This window comes from Schlesneria paludicola DSM 18645 (assembly GCF_000255655.1).
Lineage (GTDB): Bacteria > Planctomycetota > Planctomycetia > Planctomycetales > Planctomycetaceae > Schlesneria > Schlesneria paludicola.
In genome coordinates, this window is sequence record NZ_JH636435.1 from 1,539,182 (window position 1) to 1,556,452 (window position 17,271).

General features: G+C 55.8%; 12 protein-coding genes. 5 read left to right on the plus strand and 7 right to left on the minus strand.

Annotated features, from left to right (window positions below; all coding sequences use genetic code 11):
• Positions 1 to 97: 97 nt before the first annotated feature.
• The gene (locus tag OSO_RS44885; RefSeq protein WP_050986183.1) at positions 98 to 1,027 is read left to right on the plus strand and encodes a cation diffusion facilitator family transporter; all 930 of its coding nucleotides are present in this window, start codon (positions 98 to 100) and stop codon (positions 1,025 to 1,027) included.
• Positions 1,028 to 4,198 carry an efflux RND transporter permease subunit gene (locus OSO_RS0124005; protein ID WP_010585617.1) on the plus strand — a complete coding sequence of 1,057 codons (3,171 nt, stop codon included), beginning with the start codon at positions 1,028 to 1,030 and terminating at the stop codon, positions 4,196 to 4,198.
• Positions 4,199 to 4,467: 269 nt separating this feature from the next.
• Here OSO_RS0124005 and OSO_RS0124010 read toward each other — a convergent pair whose 3' ends face one another.
• Positions 4,468 to 5,874 carry a DUF1501 domain-containing protein gene (locus OSO_RS0124010; RefSeq protein WP_010585618.1) on the minus strand — a complete coding sequence of 469 codons (1,407 nt, stop codon included), beginning with the start codon at positions 5,872 to 5,874 and terminating at the stop codon, positions 4,468 to 4,470.
• Positions 5,875 to 6,063: 189 nt separating this feature from the next.
• Between OSO_RS0124010 and OSO_RS0124015 the strand changes: the two genes are divergently transcribed.
• Positions 6,064 to 6,630, plus strand: coding sequence for a GNAT family N-acetyltransferase (locus OSO_RS0124015; protein ID WP_202799971.1), 567 nt, complete (start codon positions 6,064 to 6,066; stop codon positions 6,628 to 6,630).
• A 125-nt stretch (positions 6,631 to 6,755) separates the two neighbouring features.
• Here the strand turns inward: OSO_RS0124015 and OSO_RS0124020 are convergent, their stop codons facing one another.
• The 6 genes from OSO_RS0124020 to metX form a co-directional block, all read right to left on the minus strand.
• Entirely contained in the window at positions 6,756 to 7,154 is a 399-nt protein-coding gene (locus tag OSO_RS0124020) for a hypothetical protein (protein WP_010585620.1), read from the minus strand.
• 83 nt (positions 7,155 to 7,237) lie between these two features.
• Positions 7,238 to 9,499 carry a hypothetical protein gene (locus tag OSO_RS0124025; protein WP_157605417.1) on the minus strand — a complete coding sequence of 754 codons (2,262 nt, stop codon included), beginning with the start codon at positions 9,497 to 9,499 and terminating at the stop codon, positions 7,238 to 7,240.
• A gap of 437 nt (positions 9,500 to 9,936) precedes the next feature.
• Positions 9,937 to 12,624: a PQQ-dependent sugar dehydrogenase gene (locus OSO_RS44890; protein WP_010585622.1), complete on the minus strand. Its 2,688-nt coding sequence runs from the start codon at positions 12,622 to 12,624 to the stop codon at positions 9,937 to 9,939.
• Between the two features lie 130 nt (positions 12,625 to 12,754).
• Positions 12,755 to 13,222 carry a hypothetical protein gene (locus OSO_RS0124040; protein ID WP_040593116.1) on the minus strand — a complete coding sequence of 156 codons (468 nt, stop codon included), beginning with the start codon at positions 13,220 to 13,222 and terminating at the stop codon, positions 12,755 to 12,757.
• Positions 13,223 to 13,281: 59 nt separating this feature from the next.
• Complete coding sequence (gene metW, locus OSO_RS0124045) at positions 13,282 to 13,905, minus strand: methionine biosynthesis protein MetW (protein ID WP_010585624.1); 624 nt, start codon at positions 13,903 to 13,905, stop codon at positions 13,282 to 13,284.
• An 8-nt stretch (positions 13,906 to 13,913) separates the two neighbouring features.
• Entirely contained in the window at positions 13,914 to 15,119 is a 1,206-nt protein-coding gene (gene metX, locus OSO_RS0124050; protein ID WP_010585625.1) for a homoserine O-acetyltransferase MetX, read from the minus strand.
• A 498-nt stretch (positions 15,120 to 15,617) separates the two neighbouring features.
• Between metX and OSO_RS0124060 the strand changes: the two genes are divergently transcribed.
• Together OSO_RS0124060 and OSO_RS0124070 are read left to right on the plus strand one after the other, a co-directional pair.
• A complete protein-coding gene (locus OSO_RS0124060) occupies positions 15,618 to 16,025 on the plus strand; it encodes a hypothetical protein (RefSeq protein WP_010585627.1) in 408 nt (135 codons plus the stop codon).
• A gap of 293 nt (positions 16,026 to 16,318) precedes the next feature.
• Positions 16,319 to 17,236 carry a dihydrodipicolinate synthase family protein gene (locus OSO_RS0124070; protein ID WP_010585628.1) on the plus strand — a complete coding sequence of 306 codons (918 nt, stop codon included), beginning with the start codon at positions 16,319 to 16,321 and terminating at the stop codon, positions 17,234 to 17,236.
• Positions 17,237 to 17,271: the final 35 nt, after the last annotated feature.

A 17,271-nucleotide genomic window follows, 5' to 3' on the forward strand; every position in this document is an offset into this window, starting at 1 on the left:
ACGAGGTCATCGACGTGTCGACTCCGCTTTGAAGTACCACGAGTCGACCTTCATTGTGCGGCGGAAGTGAAAGTCAGTCCTACGAGTCACAAATACCATGTCACATCATCATCACCATCATGCCCCCACTTCTGGCCGTCTCTCAGGACTACTCGCAGCGGGCTCGATCCTCAACATGTTGTATGTGATTGTTGAAGGTGCGTTCGGGCTCGCCATCGGATCAATGTCGCTCGTCGCGGACGCCAGCCACAATTTCAGCGATGTGTTGGGGTTACTGCTCGCTTGGGGTGCCGTGCGTCTGTCGCAATCATCGGCGACGGAACGGAAGACGTACGGGATGCGGCGGTCGACGATCCTTTCGTCACTGCTCAATGCCATCCTGCTACTCGTTGCCGTCGGCGCGATTGGCGTCGAGGCGATTCACAAGATCATGACGCCGACTCCGATCAGCGGCATGACCGTGATTGTCGTCGCATTGATTGGCATGATCGTCAACGGGATCACCGCCTTCATACTTGCCGGCAACCATCACGATCTGAACGTGCGAAGTGCCTTTCTGCATATGCTCGCCGACACAGCGATCTCTTTTGGGGTGGTCCTGACCGGCGTCATCTACCTCTATACCGGTTGGACGTGGGTCGACCCCGTTGTCAGCCTGCTGATTGCCGTGACGATCGCCATCAGCACTTGGGACCTGCTTCTGGAATCAGTCCATCTCGCCCTGGACGGAGTTCCAAAGGAAATCGATTCCTCGAAAGTGACGGATTATTTCCGTTCCATTCCGGGAATTACCAACTTTCACGATCTTCACATTTGGGCGCTTAGCTCGACAGAAGCGGCATTGACGGTCCATCTCGTTAAACCCGATGGTCAGTTGGACGACGCGCTGCTCGACCGAATCCGGCACGAACTACACGACCAGTTCCACATTGAACATGCCTCCATCCAGCTCGAAGCCTGTGACTGTCACCACCCGTGCAGCATCACGACATCGACCGCTGATCACCCTCCAGATAGAGCCCACTAGATGAATGCATTAATCCGCTTTTCGCTGCATAACCGCCTGTTGATCGTCTGCCTGTCGCTTGTGACGCTCGTGCTTGGTTCGATCACAATGGCCAGGCTGCCGATCGATATCTTTCCCAGCCTGACCAAGCCCCGCGTCGTCGTGATGACGGAATGCCTGGGGTTGGCGCCCGAGGAAGTCGAAACACTTGTCACACTTCCGATGGAGACCGCGCTCAACGGTGCGTCAGGCGTACAGACCGTGCGCAGCACTTCGGGAATTGGCCTGTCGGTGATTTATGTCGAATTCGACTGGAATTCCAACATCTACGTCGCTCGGCAAATCGTGACCGAGCGTCTCGCGACGGTCACGGGCAGCCTTCCAGCTGGCATCAAACCTGAACTCGCCCCCGTCAGTTCGATCATGGGCCAGATCATGATGGTCGGAATGTACAGCCGTGACGGGACAACCAAACCGATGGAAGTCCGGACGCTGGCCGACTGGGTGGTTCGTCGACGCCTATTGACCATTCCCGGTGTCTCGCAAGTCGTCACGATGGGGGGTGGACGAAAACAGTTTCAAGTCCTCGTCAATCCGGAATCATTGTTGGCTTACGGTGTAACACTCGAGGACGTGGAAACGGCACTGCGAGAATCCAATCAGAATGCGACAGGCGGATTTCTCGAACAAGGCTCGATGGAGTTCCTGGTCCGAGGCATCGGCCGGATCCGTAGCGTGGATGATCTTGCCAGCACGGTCGTGAAGACCACCGACGCTCGGTCGGTTCTACTACACGATGTCGCTCGAATCGTCGAAGGACCGCAGATCAAACGTGGTGACTCGTCCGTCAACGGGCATCCGTCGGTTGTGCTGACCATCGGCAAGCAACCGAATGCCGACACGCGCGACTTGACGGCACAGATTGAGCAGGCCCTTGAAGACTTGAAACAATCGTTACCTGCCGATGTCGAGATCGACCCTACAATCTTCCAACAGCGGCGATTCATCGACCTGGGGATCCATAATGTGCTCGAGGCCCTGCGCGACGGGGCAATTCTGGTTTTCATCATCCTGTTTTTATTCTTGATGAACTTTCGAACGACGTTCATCACGCTGACCGCAATCCCGCTGTCCTTCGTCATCACAGGTCTTGTGTTCCACTGGACCGGGTTGTCCATCAACGTCATGACCTTGGGCGGACTGGCCGTCGCAATGGGCGAGCTGGTCGACGACGCCATTGTCGACATCGAAAACGTCTTTCGACGACTCAATGAGAATGCACGTCTGCCGAACCCGAGACCCAGACTGGAAGTGATCTATCGTGCCAGCATCGAGATTCGTAGTGCCATTGTGTACGGAACCATGCTCGTCATTCTGGTATTCGTCCCACTGTTTGCACTGTCCGGCATTGAAGGGCGACTGTTTGTTCCGCTTGGAATTGCGTACATCGTCTCGATCCTGGCGTCGCTGCTGGTTTCACTGACGGTGACACCCGTGCTGGGCAGCTTGTTGCTGAACCCCGAAACGGGGGCGTCCGGTCATAGTTCCTCCCATGATAGTCCGCTGCTACGGCTACTCAAACGTCTGGTCACGCCTGTCATTCACCTGAGCATGGATCGCACGGGATTGTCCGTCATTCTCGCCGGGGTCGGCGCGGCAATTGTGGGCTGTGCGATTCTGATGTTCAACATCGGCAGTGACTTTCTGCCGCCCTTTGATGAAGGGGCCGCACAAATCAATGTCGTTTTGCCCCCAGGAAGCTCTCTCGAAACGTCGAACCGCGTCAGCAAGATGGTGGACCGTGCGTTCGCGCGTCACCTGCAAGACTCCGAGCATCCCCAGGGCATCGTCAAGAACTTCGTTCGCCGCAGTGGGCGAGCCGAGTTGGACGAGCATGCGGAAGGGGTCAACGTGACGGAATATATCGTTTCACTGAATCCCTCGAGCGGGAAAAGCCGCCAGGAAGTCCTTGCGATGTTCCGCCAGGAACTCGAAGAAATACCAGGTGTCGAATATGAGGTGGAACAACCGCTGGCCCACTTGATCAGCCATATGCTTTCCGGAGTCACGGCGCAAATTGCCATTAAAGTCTTTGGAGAAGACCTCGAAGTCTTGAGGAAAGAGGCTCAGGAAATCAAGGCCGCCATCGAAGGAATTCCCGGTTTGGCACCACCGCTAATCGAGCCACAAACCCTGATCCCCCAACTGCGGATTGAACTGGATCGAGAGCAACTTGAGGCCTATGGCTTGCGTGCCGCACAGGTCAACGAATTCATCGAAACGGCACTCAGCGGACGCGTCACTTCGTCCATCCTCGAAGGTCAGCGGCAGTTCGACCTGGTGGTGCGACTTGACGATGAATTCCGCACGCACATGGAAACGATTCAGCGATTGTCACTCAATCTACCCAACGGAGGACGAATTCCCTTGTCGGCGGTGGCGAAGATCTACGAGGCAGGGGGCCCCAACATGATCAATCACGAACGCGTCAAACGACGGATCATCATTCGCGCAAATACCACCGACCGCGATCTTGGGAGTGTGGTGGCGGACATTCAAAAAACGATCAAAGCCAAGGTCGAACTTCCAGAAGGTTACTTCGTTGAGTATGGGGGCCAGTTCGAAGCTCAGCAAGAAGCCACACGACTGATCGCACTCCTCAGTCTGGTTTCCATCGTCGGAATTTTTCTGGTCCTCTACACCCTATTCCCATCGACGCGAATCGTTCTGCAGATCATGTTAGCGCTTCCGATCGCTTATGTTGGCGGCGCAATTGGACTGTGGTTGACGAAACAAACGCTCACCGTCGCCAGTCTGGTGGGATTCATTTCGCTGGGTGGAATCGCCGCTCGAAATGGAATCTTGCTTGTCTCGCACTACATGCATCTGATGCGTGAAGAGGGAGAAGGGTTCACGGCGGAAATGGTTCTTCGCGGAAGCCTCGAACGGTTGGCACCGGTGTTGATGACAGCCCTGACGGCGGGTATCGGTCTGGTCCCGCTGGTGCTCGGCGGGCAACAACCGGGCAAAGAGATCCTCTATCCCGTTGCCACGGTCATTCTCGGCGGCTTGATCACCTCCACCATCTGTGAGTACGTCGTTCACCCTGGTCTGTTCTGGCGACTGAGCGGCACAGCCGCGAAGCGTCTCGCGAACAAGCAACACGAGGGCCATGCGGAAGAAATCACTTGAAATGCAGTGCGCAGTTTCGGGAATTCGGCGAGCCGACAAGCGTCACGGTGCGTTGATTTCATCGTCCAGCGAGGGTGGTGACGACGAAAATTTGCCTCGTTCTCAAGCTCCCGCAATACGACACTTTCGACCTCCTTTTGTGTGCCACTGGCTGTGCCAGTGCCAGTAGATTCTGGGCTGAGGCACATGCGGAGATTGACCATGACGGCGACCACTGAAGACTCAACTTCACCTGTAGCGACGAACGCCGGTTCGTCGCTACAGGTCGATCACACCAGAATTGAGTTGATCGGCGTACCATCGCAGATTGTCAACGGTCTGCCGAGATTGTCCTGAAGCTGCAGTTCGGGATTCACGCCCAGGCAATGATAAATTGTGGCCGCCAGATCCTGAGGCTTCGTAGGAAACGAGGCGGGGTATGCCGCAAACCGATCACTTGAGCCATGTACGATGCCGCCCTGTATCCCTCCCCCGGCCAGGACCGACGTAAAGCAGCTTGGCCAATGGTCGCGGCCATCACGTCCTGCCCCTGCGCCACCGACGACGCCTTGTCCCACGCGTGGGGTTCGGCCCATCTCACCGGTCCAGACAATCAGCGTTTCGTCGAGCATCCCCCGCTGCTTGAGATCGTCCAGCAATGCGCTGAACGCCTGATCGGTGACAGGGCAAAGCCGCGTCTTCAGATCAATGAAATTACGATTGTGGGTATCCCAGTAGACGCTGACATTCGTCAGCCCGTCGTTCGGCCAGAAGACCGTCACAAACGGGACACCAGCTTCGACAAGTCGACGTGCCTGCAGGACAGACTGACCATGAACATTCATCCCATAGCGTTCGCGAAGTGCCATCGGTTCGCGACTGAGATCAAACGCTGAGGTCGCCCCTTGGGATGACAACAGTGAGAACGCACGTTCATAGTGGCTGTCACGGGCCATGACCCGAACATCGCCCTCCAGGTAATGCAGTTGCTGATCGATCGACTCAAGCAGATGCCTTCGCTGATTCGAACGCGATTCAGGAATCTCGGCGCGCAACGCAAAGTCGCCGACATGGTAGTCAGGCTTGCTGCCATCGGCGTCAATTCGCATGGGATCGAGCGTTGGACCGAGCCAGCCCGCTCCCTGCCCATGTGATGACTCGACGAATCGTGGCGCCCCGTTCGGAACGACAGGCATCATCGACACAAAGGGAGGTAGCGGGCCGCGACCATGTCCCAGCTTTGCAATCACCGATCCGATGCTCGGCCAGTCCTCCGCCAGCGCGGCGCCGCGCCGCGGGGTTCCACGTCCCGTCAGCGGGTAGTGTGTGGCTGAGGTGTGGTCGACATCATCATGCGTCATCGAACGAATGACCGCCAACTGATCGGCCCGCTGCGCCAGAAGCGGTAGGTGCTCACAAATCTGCAGCCCTGGGACCTTCGTATCGATCGGTTGAAATTCTCCCCGGTATTCGGCCGGGGCGCCGGGCTTCATGTCCCAAGTATCCTGATGTGCGGGACCGCCCCACATGAACAAAAAAATGCACGCTTTCGCCTTTGGACGCGCTGCCGCAGCAGCGAGTGACTCGTTCGCCACCGCCTGATTGAGCTGAAACCATTTCGGCAGATCAAGCCCCATCAGGCTGACGGCCCCGGCACGCAGATAATCACGTCGTCGAATCAAGCGGCGATCGAACATCTTGATCTCATCGTTCCTGTAGGGCGAAAGAGGACTTTCGCATTTGGCGTCCAGCGAATGATTCGGTTAGACTAAATTTGAGTGAATCAGTCATGACTGTCCGTGATCCATCAGCGGATCACATTCGAATAAACACGGCACGGGGCGGCGAGCACGCTCCCCTGTTAGTCCTTCATCTTGGCGATGGCAATGTCCGACACGCAATACTTTAAGCGTTACCGGATGGAGATCCAACTGGATTCAACTCCGGCCGTCCCTGTGTCATTACCCGAAGGGTACTTCTGGTCACCGTGGAATGAGGCCGATCTTGAGCGTCATGCGTTCGTCAAATTTCGCAGTTTTCGCGACGAACTCGACTCAGAAGTCTTTTCCTGTCTTGGTGACTACTACGGCTGCCTGAGACTGATGAACGAGATCGCCCATCAAGAGGCGTTCCTCGCACCAGCAACCTGGCTGATCAGTTGGATCGATCAGGTTCACACACCACAAGACTGTGGAACCATTCAAGGAATCGCTGTCACCGAACAATTGGGATCGATTCAAAATGTGGGGGTCGTTCCCGAGCATCGCAGTATCGGATTGGGACGCGCCCTGGTCCTGAAAACGCTCGAGGGCTTCCGGCAGGCACGCCTGAAGCGTGCGGTGCTGGAAGTCACGGCCAACAATGTTTCTGCAGTCGATCTTTACCGCAGTATTGGGTTTCGCGTCGTACGAACGATGTATCGTGTCGCCCCGGTCGAAGAATCACTAGCATGACCGACAGTTGTCAAGGGAAATTGACTTTAAGTCTGCCTGCAGTGTGAATGACCACCGCACACGCTGAATGCCGATTTCCCATCGCGGCTTTCCTCGGCGTCGAACAGGGTGCCCAGTTTGGGGTATCACCACGTCACAAGGCTTCCGTCAATCTTCTTCAGATTGACACTTGTGCCCCAATCGAGCTTGGGAAGATTCTTACGTTTCAAGCTGGTCAATCGAAGCTTCCCCGACTGTCTCTCATTCAGTGTGATATTGCCAATCACTTCATCATTCACTTGTACCGCGAGTACTGTCCCCGGCGGCAAAGGAACATTCTTCACATCAATCGACAAAACGTCATGGTCTTTGACATTGGGCTCACCACGGACTTCTACGTGACGCGCTGATCCTGAAGCGGCAAAGTGTCCTCGACAACCAAACAGCGGTAGTCGAAGCTCCCGCTTAAATGCCCACGATGGGGTCGTCCACAGAAAGGTCACCGTCAAGAAACAAAGCATGCGGACCAACCAGCCGTGGTTCATACAGTCGTTACCTTTTTGTGGCGTGTGACGTGAAAAACTAAACGCGTAACAGAGAAGTGAGCGAACAGATTATGTCCTGAATTTCACTCTGGAAGATCAGGAGCGGGGGGAACAGACTCGGAATTGCCTGCGGGAGATGTTTCGGACTTGGTTTCGGGTGTCGCTGACGTTGCGGCCGGTGTCTCAGCCGGTTGCGTGTCGGACTTTGGCTCAGTCGCGATCGGGTTCGCCGCAGATTCGACTGGCGCGGCAACATCGGTCCCCTCGATTGGAATCAGAGCCGACTGCAACACGAGTCTTGACTGCAATTCTTTATCAACCGTCCCGTTTTGAACCCACGCCACCAGTGACAGGCTGCTTTTAATGGACGGCTTCAGTTGCGCGGGGAACTCGGTTCGGCGTCCCGCTTCGAACTGAGAAATGTAGTGCGTGAGATGATCTTGAATGTCCGACAGCGGCATCGTGATCGCGTATTTCAACTCACCCTTTTTCGGAGGAATCCCCTTGGAGCCGTCCAACGATTCTCGTGCAACGAATTCATGTTCGAAGATTCCGTTCGACCCCAAGGGCCAGAACGTTTGGACTTTGTTTTCGACAATCGCCATCCGCAAACGACATGATGGAAGGATGTCTTCGGGAATTCCGGTCGCTTCCACCTCGACGGCTAGTTGCCCATCGGTCACCTTGGCGGAAAGTTTGAGAGCCACGTCGGTCTTCATCGCCAGACGCTCGTCAATCACTTGCCGAAAGAGGGCGTATCCGTTCGGGGTCGATTGAATCAAACCCGAGTAGTAACGCGGGTCGAGCATCATTCCATCGACCACGACAGTCGGTGTCGCCGAGAGGTTATAAAAAGCCCCGCGTTCCTCGGAATCCTGATTGGCCAGCCCGTCTGGTCCTGGGATGTGCTGGTGGTAGCGAACGACGACGACTTCCGATGTCGGATAGGTTTTACTCAAAGCTTCGACGGCCAGGTCGGCAGCAACGCAAGGCGGACACTGCATTCCGGTAAACAGCTCAACGAGAACTGTTCGATTTCCCGCATCTACCGCGGGTGGTGCAGCGATTTTTGCTTGCACTTCCGTCAGCAGGGCACCGATTTTCTGGTGATAGACTTCCAGCAACCGCTTATCATAGCCGTCTTCGTTGCCGTGCTTTTGATTCCAGAGTTTCTTTAGCACTTCATGGGGAGTCGGCGAATTCGGCGGTTCGCCAGCACGGAGCTGCAGGATTGTTGCTTCCAGTAGGGGCAAAGCCACGATATCAGTCAGGTACTCGATGGCCTGATCGGCATTTCCTGTACGCTCGGCATGCGTCGCCAGGGCCAGCAGCACCTCGGAATTGAAGGGTTGCTTTGCGACAATTTCCGTAAGTCCGGCGGCCGCCTTCGTTCGCTCGTCGTCGGGCGTGCTTTCACTCATTAACTGCCGTGACCAGATCTGAACATGAGCGGCATCGCGATACGCGGCGATCGAACTCTTCAAAAGATCCAGATCTTCACCCAGATGTTGTTCCGCGGCATCGAAGTATGGCAAAGCCAATTGTGGAAATAGTCGTCCATTGATCAGGTTGACGCCCACCGTCATTTCAGCACGTCCCAACCAGCGATCACCCCACAATTTGGCTGACGAAACGAAATCGTTGATGACCTCTTTCAACTTCGCTTCGTCAAATCCGGCCTGCGCATGGTTGGCGAGGATCATGGCGTAGATGTCTTGAACTGCGGGGCTTGTTCGAAACTCGCGTACCGTCACCAGCAAGTCATCGGGTTTCAAACTTTTCGATTTAATTTTGGCTTCGATCGCATCCGAACCGGGGGGAAGCCCTGTCGCTCCGAACGGTTCGAGTGATTTTTCATCGGTCGGCAACATCCGCGTGAGAAACAGTTCAACGGGACTGGTCCGAATCGTGCCGCGGACAAAGCCGTCTTGAAACGATCCGATGAAGTCAAATTTCGATTTCGCGTTCTCCATCACAATCCGAATTGCGTCACCGTCGACAACGGTTTCCAAAATCTTCGGCTTGCTGTTCTCGTCTTTGTCCTGGTGTGTATCGAGAAATTCGGCGGTGACCTTGTCACCTTCGCCGCGCGAGAATTTGATAATCCAACGGTAATTGTCGACCCGCTGATTCGTGACAACGACAACCCAATTTCCGACCAGCTCTTTAACATCCCGCTTGACCGGGACAATCTTCTTTTTCGGCTTGGCCCCCGCCTGTTCCGGGGAAGAAACTTCACCGTCCTCAGTCGATTGCGCCGTCGAGGCATCCGGTTTCGAGTTGCAACCTGCGACAAGCAGGACGATGAGCAGCAGCCACCGCGACCACGAATGAAGTGAATGCATTACTGAAAAACCCTGAATAGTTACGGCCGCAACGGCAAAAGACGAATTCGATGGCATGGCTTCGTAGACTTCGAAACGCACCATCAAGCTCGAAGAACCTCCAAAGATACCGACCTTTTGTCCGAAAGCCCAGTACGGACAAGTCTTGATTGAAATGATTTTTTGCCCGGCGCTCGAGACGTGCGGCGCAACAGGTGCGTTTTTCAAGATGGGTACGGGGCCTCTGAATGTGCATCGCAATTCTTGCGACGCACCCCTCTGGAAAACCGTTCAAATCATGCTGGATTTTGAACGGAAACATCAGTGCCGCGCTTGGTTGGAATGGGCGCGCATTGCGCAGCGTGGCGGCCACTTGCCACGATGCGCAATACAAAACTGGACACAGCGCGAAAACACTGCGGCTCCGACGATGCCAGAACCGCAAAAGTGCCCATGGCCTATGGATGAAAATAGATCGAATCGAGGTTCATCAGGCCGCCGGTCTTTTCGGGATTCTCAAACCGGACGAACAGATCATGTCGGCCGGTCGTCGAGGGAAGTTCGATGGTCTTTTCGTACCATGTCTCCCACGCGCCATTCACCTCAACACTGACCGACGCCAGCCGCGGGCCGTCTGGCCGATCCATACGGATGTCGATCACACCTCCTTGTCCGGCCGAAGCCACCCGGAACGTCAATCGCTTCACGCGATCGAGGGTCACGCCATTGAACCTGAGATAGTGTCCATGATCGATCGAACCGGCGAATCGTCCGCCTCCCGCAGAGTTGGAATTGAGAAACCGTGGACCATGAACTTCGTCAGCAGACTCGGCCTCAACCATCCGATGTCGCAAATACACAACGGCCGATGCGTTTAACGGCGGAATCCCTTCGGCCCCCCGGTCCACGTAATTCGCTTCAAGCTTGTAGTGCCCGGGCTGGCCAGCTTCCTCAGTCGAAACCGGGATCTCGCCCACGAAACCATTGAAGACTCGTACCAGTCCGCGGGGCTGAAGCGAGTAGACCCACTCCACCATTTCGCGAATTTCGTCGAGTGTGTGCTGAGAATGAGGAATCATCGGGATTTTTCCCCAGACGCCTGTCGATCCCTTCAAGACTCGCTGCACCGACGCATCGAGAGCCCCTTCGGTCGTGCGGTACTTCGTCGCGATTTCGAGGAGCGGCGGGCCGACACGTTTTTGATCCACAGCATGGCAGTTGAAGCAATCGCTGCCTTTCATTCTCCGCAGCCCCATCGGCCCTTGATCGGTCGATTCTGTCGCTCCCCCCGCAGTCGGAATGGGCTCCTTGGAATACGCCGCATTCAGCGACACACGTTTGGGAGAATCGCCATCAATCGGTTCGGCGCCACGCTTATCAACTTCGTCGTCGTCATTCGAGCCATCCTCGACATCGTTCACTGTCAGCTCGAAACGAATTGGCTGATCCGCATCGTAGAACTCGCCACTGGCCGGTTTACTGAATCGAATCGTTGGCCGCTCGTTCCCCACAATCACGGGGACCGTCGCGCTGCGAAATGCTCCTTGTGCATCCGTCACGACGAGTTCCAGATTGTAAACTCCAGGCTCGGTCATGGTGATGGTCGGGTTGGGCTCGCGAGAGACCACTTTCGGCGCCGCGTTGGCATCACCGGCGCGGATCGCGCGCCATTCATAACTCAGTTGATCACCCACGTCTTTGTCGAATGTACCCTGGCTTGAAAGCGACACCTTCAGCGGATGCTTGCCGAGGTTATTCTCGGCCGCCACGACCACGACGGGCGGCCGATTGCCGCGAACGAAGTCGATTCGGATCAGCCGGGCATCTTGATTCACACCCCAGGTTTCGCCGTATTCAATCGCGTACAAGCTGCCTTCAGGACCAAACTCCAAGTCGATGGGACGAACAAACCGTTGCTCGGGCAAGAACGGCTCAATGCGCTTGACGTTCTGTTGGTCGTCAAGAAACACCACCTTCAGCCAGTTGCGCGACCACTCAAAAATGAACAAGCATCGGTCATACTCGGCCGGAAATTTGACGAGGGAATCGGAGCGGCCCTGGAAATGATAGACCGGCCCGGCACACGCCGTGCGTCCCCCTTTTCCTAACTCGGGAAATTCAGGTGAGTCTCCGTACGGATAGAACAACATGGCCGGTTGCGGCACTGGCAGCACTTTCGCTCCGGTGTTGTTGGGAGAGTCATTTTTCGGTCCATTCACATCAGACAGAGCCACAATTTCGCCTGTTTCGAAGTTCACATGGGCATAGGGGCGATTGTTCGCAACAAAGTAGGGCCAACCGAAATTTCCCGCCTTCCGCGCTTGGTTGATCTCGTCATAACCACGCGATCCGCGCGGCCCATCGGCACCTGCATCCGGTCCGACATCGCCCCAGTACAGAAACCCCGTCGCAGGATCGACGCTAATTCGCCAGGGGTTCCGACATCCCATCACGTAGATCTCGGGATGCCCCTGTGATCCGTCGGCTGGAAACAAATTGCCTTCGGGAATTTCATATGTTCCATCGTGCTTCGGCTTGATTCGCAGAATCTTGCCGTTGTAACTGTTGGTGTTTCCGGACGAACGCTGTGCATCGAACGGCGAATGATCCGGACGTTCGTCGATCGGAGCATAGCCTTGTGAATCGCCAAACGGATTGGTGTTGTCGCCAGACGCGATGAACAACTCGCCGCCCGGTCCGAACTGAAGCGCACCGGCGTGGTGACAGCATTCCTTTCGCTGCTCTTCGTACTTGAGCAACACCTTCTCCGACGACAAATCCAGCTTGCCGTCTTTCAAGGTGAATCGGCTGACATATTGTCCCGGAAAATCTGGTGGCGAATACTGGAAGTAAATCCATTGATTGGATGCGAAGTTCGGATCGAGCGTCAGTCCAATCAAGCCGTTCTCTTGAGCAGTCGTAACCACGACTTCACCCACGAGCGTCACTTCGCGGCTGCCGGGCTTCAACACTTTCAGCTTGCCACTGAGTTCGATGAAATAGACCGATCCGTCGGGCGCGATGGCCAGTTCCATCGGTTGCACCAGGCCCGTGGCAAGAATCGTCGTCTCAAACCGACTTTGATCGACGGACGTTTCGGCATTCGACGCGCTGACCAGAGTCATCAGCGCGAGCACCATGGTCATTGACGGTCCTAAACGCTCCCAACGAGCCCATGCGGTCTCCCGCCATCGAGACTTGCAATCATACATTCGATCCACAACTCCATGGGCTTCGCTGACGTAACGGACAATTTCGAACGATCACAACTCGGATCTATTTCTTTGGAGCATTCTTCTCGACCAGGCCCCACATGTGACCACCGACTTCACCATGCTGCCAGGTGCCTGCGTAGCGGTCCCCATAAAACATGACTCGAGCCGTGAAGGTCCCGACACCAGGAATCGTGAGATCCGTCAACGACATGACCGGGGTATCGTTGGCCCAGTAAACCTTAATCGGAATCGGAATATCGAGTTCATTCTCGCCGACTTTCATTTTGGCCGTGATCAACCAGTCATCACCCTTCAACTTCTTTGCAGAAACAATCTGATATCGATCAGGTTTATTGGTTCCCGAGTCCTTCCCATCAACACTGAATGCCCCGGCGAGAACTCCATTCGTCAATTTGGCCGAGAATGCCTTCTCCAGATCTTCCCGATCAGCCTTCTTCTCGGGATCGGCTGCCCAGAGCGACATCGCGACGAAGCCTATGGCAACAAGACCTGCAAAAAAACGTGTCATGTTCGCTCCTTCCAGAAAGCAACGATTCAAACGAGCCTCAAACTGAACTTCGTTCCGGTTCAAACATGTTCCAAGACATAGAGCGCGTTGTCGGCACGGAAATTCGCAGCCCAGGCGCCGCGCGCCGATCGTCCATGAACCAACGGAATTTCGATCACAATCTTAAACTTCATCCGTTCGCACAGTTCGCGAAAATCCAGCATGGAAAGAAAATGCAAATTCGGCGTGTTGTACCAGTCGTACGGCAACGAACCGGTGACGGGCGCGCGGCCGTGCAGCATGATCTGCAGCCGAATCCACCAGTGGCCGTAGTTGGGGACAAGAATCACGGCCCGCTTGGCGATTCGCAGCATCTCTTTCAACAGTTCTTGTGGATGACGCACTTGCTGCAAGGTCTGGCTGAGCACGGCGAAATCGAATGAGCCTTCCGGAATCTCTTTCAGACCATGATCAAGGTCGGACTGAATCACGGGCATTCCCTTTGAGATCGCGGCAATGACTTCGCGATGATCCAGTTCGATTCCCTGCACGGAACAGTTCAGTTCGTCGCGCAGTCGGCACAACAAACGAGCATCACCACACCCCAGATCGATCACGCGGCTGCCGCGGCCAATCTGGTCAATGATTAAGCGATCGGTAAGCGAAGCCATAGGATCGCCCACGCTGTAACGGCGCGTCGCCATCGTATCTCCTAGGAATGACGCAAGCGCCGATAAGTTTCGCGTAACAACGGGGTCACGAGTTCCTCAAGTTGCTTGATTTCAAGCAAGAACGAATCGTGTCCAAACACGCTTTCCAGTTCGAGGTACGTCACATGTCGGTGCGTTTGCAGCAAGGCACTCACCAGTTCACGACTTTGACTCGACGGAAACAGCCAATCAGTGTGATAGGACGTAATTAGGAACCGCGCCTCGGTTCGACCCAGTGCCTGACGGAGTGAGCCGTACCGCTGCGCGAGGTCGAAATAGTCCATCGCTCTGGTCAAATAGACGTAACTGTTGGCGTCAAACCGTTCGATGAATCGCTTGCCCTGATAGTGCAGATAACTCTCGATTTTGAATTCGGTCTCGCTCTGCAGGTCGTATGCAAGATGATCCGAATGCTGCAAATCACGGCCGAATTTTCGTTCGATTGATGCTTCCGACAGATACGTGATGTGTGCCACCATGCGAGCCAGTGCCAGTCCCGCACGAGGACCGACATCACCGTACTTCGACGGTTCGGCACCGTAATAATCGCCATTCTGAAATTGGGGATCGGTTGTGATCGCACGACGCCCCACGGCATTAAAAGCGATTCCCTGGGCAGACAGCTTTGCCGCAGACGCCAGGCAAATGGCCGCATGCATCATATCGGGATACCGCGCCACCCAGTCCAGAACCTGCATTCCGCCCAGGCTGCCGCCAATCACTGCCAGCAACTTTTCGATTCCCAGATGCCGGACAAGCGCCGCGTGAACTTCGACCATATCTCCGACGGTAATAAACGGAAACCGGAGTCCGTACGGTTGGCCGGTGGCAGGATCAGGACAACTCGGTCCCGTCGTTCCCTGGCATCCTCCCAGCACATTGGCGCAGACGATGAAATACTTTCGCGTATCGAGTGCCTTGCCGGGGCCCACCAATCCGTCCCACCAGCCCGATTTGCGATCGTCGGGAGAATGTTTGCCCGCGACATGCGCATCACCCGTCAAGGCGTGGCAGACGAAAATGGCGTTGTCTTTTTCTGGTGTCAGCTCACCGTAGGTCTCAAACGCGACATTGATCGGCCCCAACTGACGGCCGCCTTCTAATGTCAAAGGCGCCGACGGTTCAAAGAGACGAACGATCTGCGTCTGGACGATGCCCACGGACGTCTCGTCATCAATTCGTTCTGGTGATGCAATCTCGGAAGCCATGACGGCAAGGTCACCCTGAGTACAAGGGATATCGCAATCTCAGTCACAATCAAAAAGTATCGGCAACTCGTCGCAGGATTATAGGGATCAAGGGCAGGGGATTCGAGTACACAGCCATCAACACCCGCCTTCCCACGCCGGATTCTCCTTCCCCCAGTGGTGCGATGCCCGACGGCCAGAGGGCAATTGCCACGTCGAATTCCCCGGCGCAATCACCTGACCGCTCGCGGGGATGTGGCCTTCCGAATCGATTCGACTCACACGAATACGCGTCAAAGTCACCGTGATCGGCGCGTCGTGCACGACCGGAAGAGTCCGTTTTGCACTGGTAGAACGCCCACTTCCGTGAACTGTAGCGACAGCAGCGATCCCACTGGATTTGTGAATCAGGGGTTCCCGATAACTTGATCGCCATCGCGTCAATCCCGGGCTCCGCCGAACTGGATTGGCCGGAAATGGAATCTCGTCAGGACGTTCTCGCTTCACGGAATCGAATCGATGAAACATTTTCTGCTGACACTATTGGCGGGTTTGGCAATTGCGATTCCTTGCCTGGCCGGAGGAAGCTCTCGCACCTGCGCTCAATGCGGCTGCAGCCAATTGAAGAAGGTCTGCCGTCTGGTCCCCGACGTCAAAAAGGTTCCCGAATTCAAGTACGTCGTGGAAGAAGAAGAGGTTTGCTTGCTCGGGAAAAGTTGCACCGAAGAACGAACGGTTCCCGACGAATGCTCACCCACCGGACAACGCTGCGAGACCGTTCAGGTTCCGCGTTGTGGGATGATTGTGTGCAAAAAGAAGTTGAAAAAAACAACGACCAGCGTCGAGAAACCCACCGTGAAATGCGTCTTAGAAACGGTTTGCTGCCAATGTGGCTGCCTCTGCAATGCGGGTGCCTGCACTCCTTGATCGTCAGACGCTGATCCCACTCGATACTTACGACACGTGACGTGCCCGCCGCCATTCTGACGCCAGCGGTCATCGACAATCGCCATGACGACCCCCAAAGGGAGTATTCGAGCATCTGTTTCGGAAAGCCGACGCCAATCCACCAAGATCATCCCGGCCATCCAAGATTTGTGACGGCCGATTGACTATTATTTCCGCGAAACGTTGAACCGAATCAACCAACCACATTCGTTCACGGCGCGACCACAAAACGAGCGGTCACGCTCCGCACAATCACTGAGAATGGAAATCTGATGGCCAAACCGATTCAGGGCGTCTTGCCAATCGCCCACACTCCATTTCTGGATGACGATTCGATTGATGTCACGAGCCTTGCTCGGCAGCTTGACTGGGCCTTTGCGGCGGGAGCCGATGGTTTCGCAACCGGAATGGTTTCAGAACTGATCCGCCTGACGTTTGAAGAGCGCACCGCGCTGACGAAGACTTTGGCAGAGCTGGCTCACGGTCGCGGAACTTTCGTCGCCGGTGTGGGTGCCGAATCAACGCGTCAGGCCATTCAATATGCGCAGATTGCGGAGAAGGCAGGGGCCGACGGCGTGATGGCAACGCCCCCGATGACAACGCGAGCCCCGGCCGCAGCCGTGCGCGACTATTTCGTCGCCCTGGCCGAAAGCATCTCGATTCCCGTCATCGTTCAAGACGCCTCGGGATACGTCGGCCAACCGATTCCTCTGGACGTCAGCGTGGGTCTGCTGAAGCGGTTCGGTCGGGACAAGATCCTATTCAAACCAGAGGCATCGCCGATTGGACCAAACCTGTCTGCGTTGCGCGATGCCACGGGCGGAGAAGCCAGGATTTTCGATGGCTCGGGTGGCGTCTGCCTGGTCGACTGTTACCGCCGCGGAATCGACGGCACGATGCCCGGTATGGAATTTCTGACCGGAATCGTCGCCCTTTGGAAGGCGCTCGAACGAAAAGATGACGCAGCGATCTATCGCCTGTACTTTCCCATCTGCGCTTTGGTCAGCCTGCAGCTGCAAGCGGGGCTCGACGGCTTTCTGGCCGTCGAAAAATACGTCCTTCACAAACGAGGACTGTTCACCACAGACCGACGCCGCCCGCCGTACGCGTACAGCCTGGACAACGAGACACGCGCGGAGCTGGATCGCCTGCTGAAATGCCTGGATGACGTCGTGAATTCCGGCTCTTAAGCGTGCCCGGTCGGATCGAACTGCGGTGACGCACT

Excerpts from the sequence above, each read along its gene's own strand:
- OSO_RS44885 (WP_050986183.1), top strand. The coding sequence starts at position 98 with ATGTCACATCATCATCACCATCATGCCCCCACTTCTGGCCGTCTCTCA.
- OSO_RS44890 (WP_010585622.1), bottom strand. The coding sequence starts at position 12,624 with ATGACCATGGTGCTCGCGCTGATGACTCTGGTCAGCGCGTCGAATGCC.
- OSO_RS0124060 (WP_010585627.1), top strand. The coding sequence starts at position 15,618 with ATGAAACATTTTCTGCTGACACTATTGGCGGGTTTGGCAATTGCGATT.
- OSO_RS0124015 (WP_202799971.1), top strand. The coding sequence starts at position 6,064 with ATGTCCGACACGCAATACTTTAAGCGTTACCGGATGGAGATCCAACTG.
- OSO_RS0124010 (WP_010585618.1), bottom strand. The coding sequence starts at position 5,874 with ATGTTCGATCGCCGCTTGATTCGACGACGTGATTATCTGCGTGCCGGG.
- OSO_RS0124005 (WP_010585617.1), top strand. The coding sequence starts at position 1,028 with ATGAATGCATTAATCCGCTTTTCGCTGCATAACCGCCTGTTGATCGTC.
- metX (WP_010585625.1), bottom strand. The coding sequence starts at position 15,119 with ATGGCTTCCGAGATTGCATCACCAGAACGAATTGATGACGAGACGTCC.
- OSO_RS0124025 (WP_157605417.1), bottom strand. The coding sequence starts at position 9,499 with ATGCATTCACTTCATTCGTGGTCGCGGTGGCTGCTGCTCATCGTCCTG.
- OSO_RS0124070 (WP_010585628.1), top strand. The coding sequence starts at position 16,319 with ATGGCCAAACCGATTCAGGGCGTCTTGCCAATCGCCCACACTCCATTT.
- OSO_RS0124020 (WP_010585620.1), bottom strand. The coding sequence starts at position 7,154 with ATGAACCACGGCTGGTTGGTCCGCATGCTTTGTTTCTTGACGGTGACC.
- OSO_RS0124040 (WP_040593116.1), bottom strand. The coding sequence starts at position 13,222 with ATGACACGTTTTTTTGCAGGTCTTGTTGCCATAGGCTTCGTCGCGATG.
- metW (WP_010585624.1), bottom strand. The coding sequence starts at position 13,905 with ATGGCGACGCGCCGTTACAGCGTGGGCGATCCTATGGCTTCGCTTACC.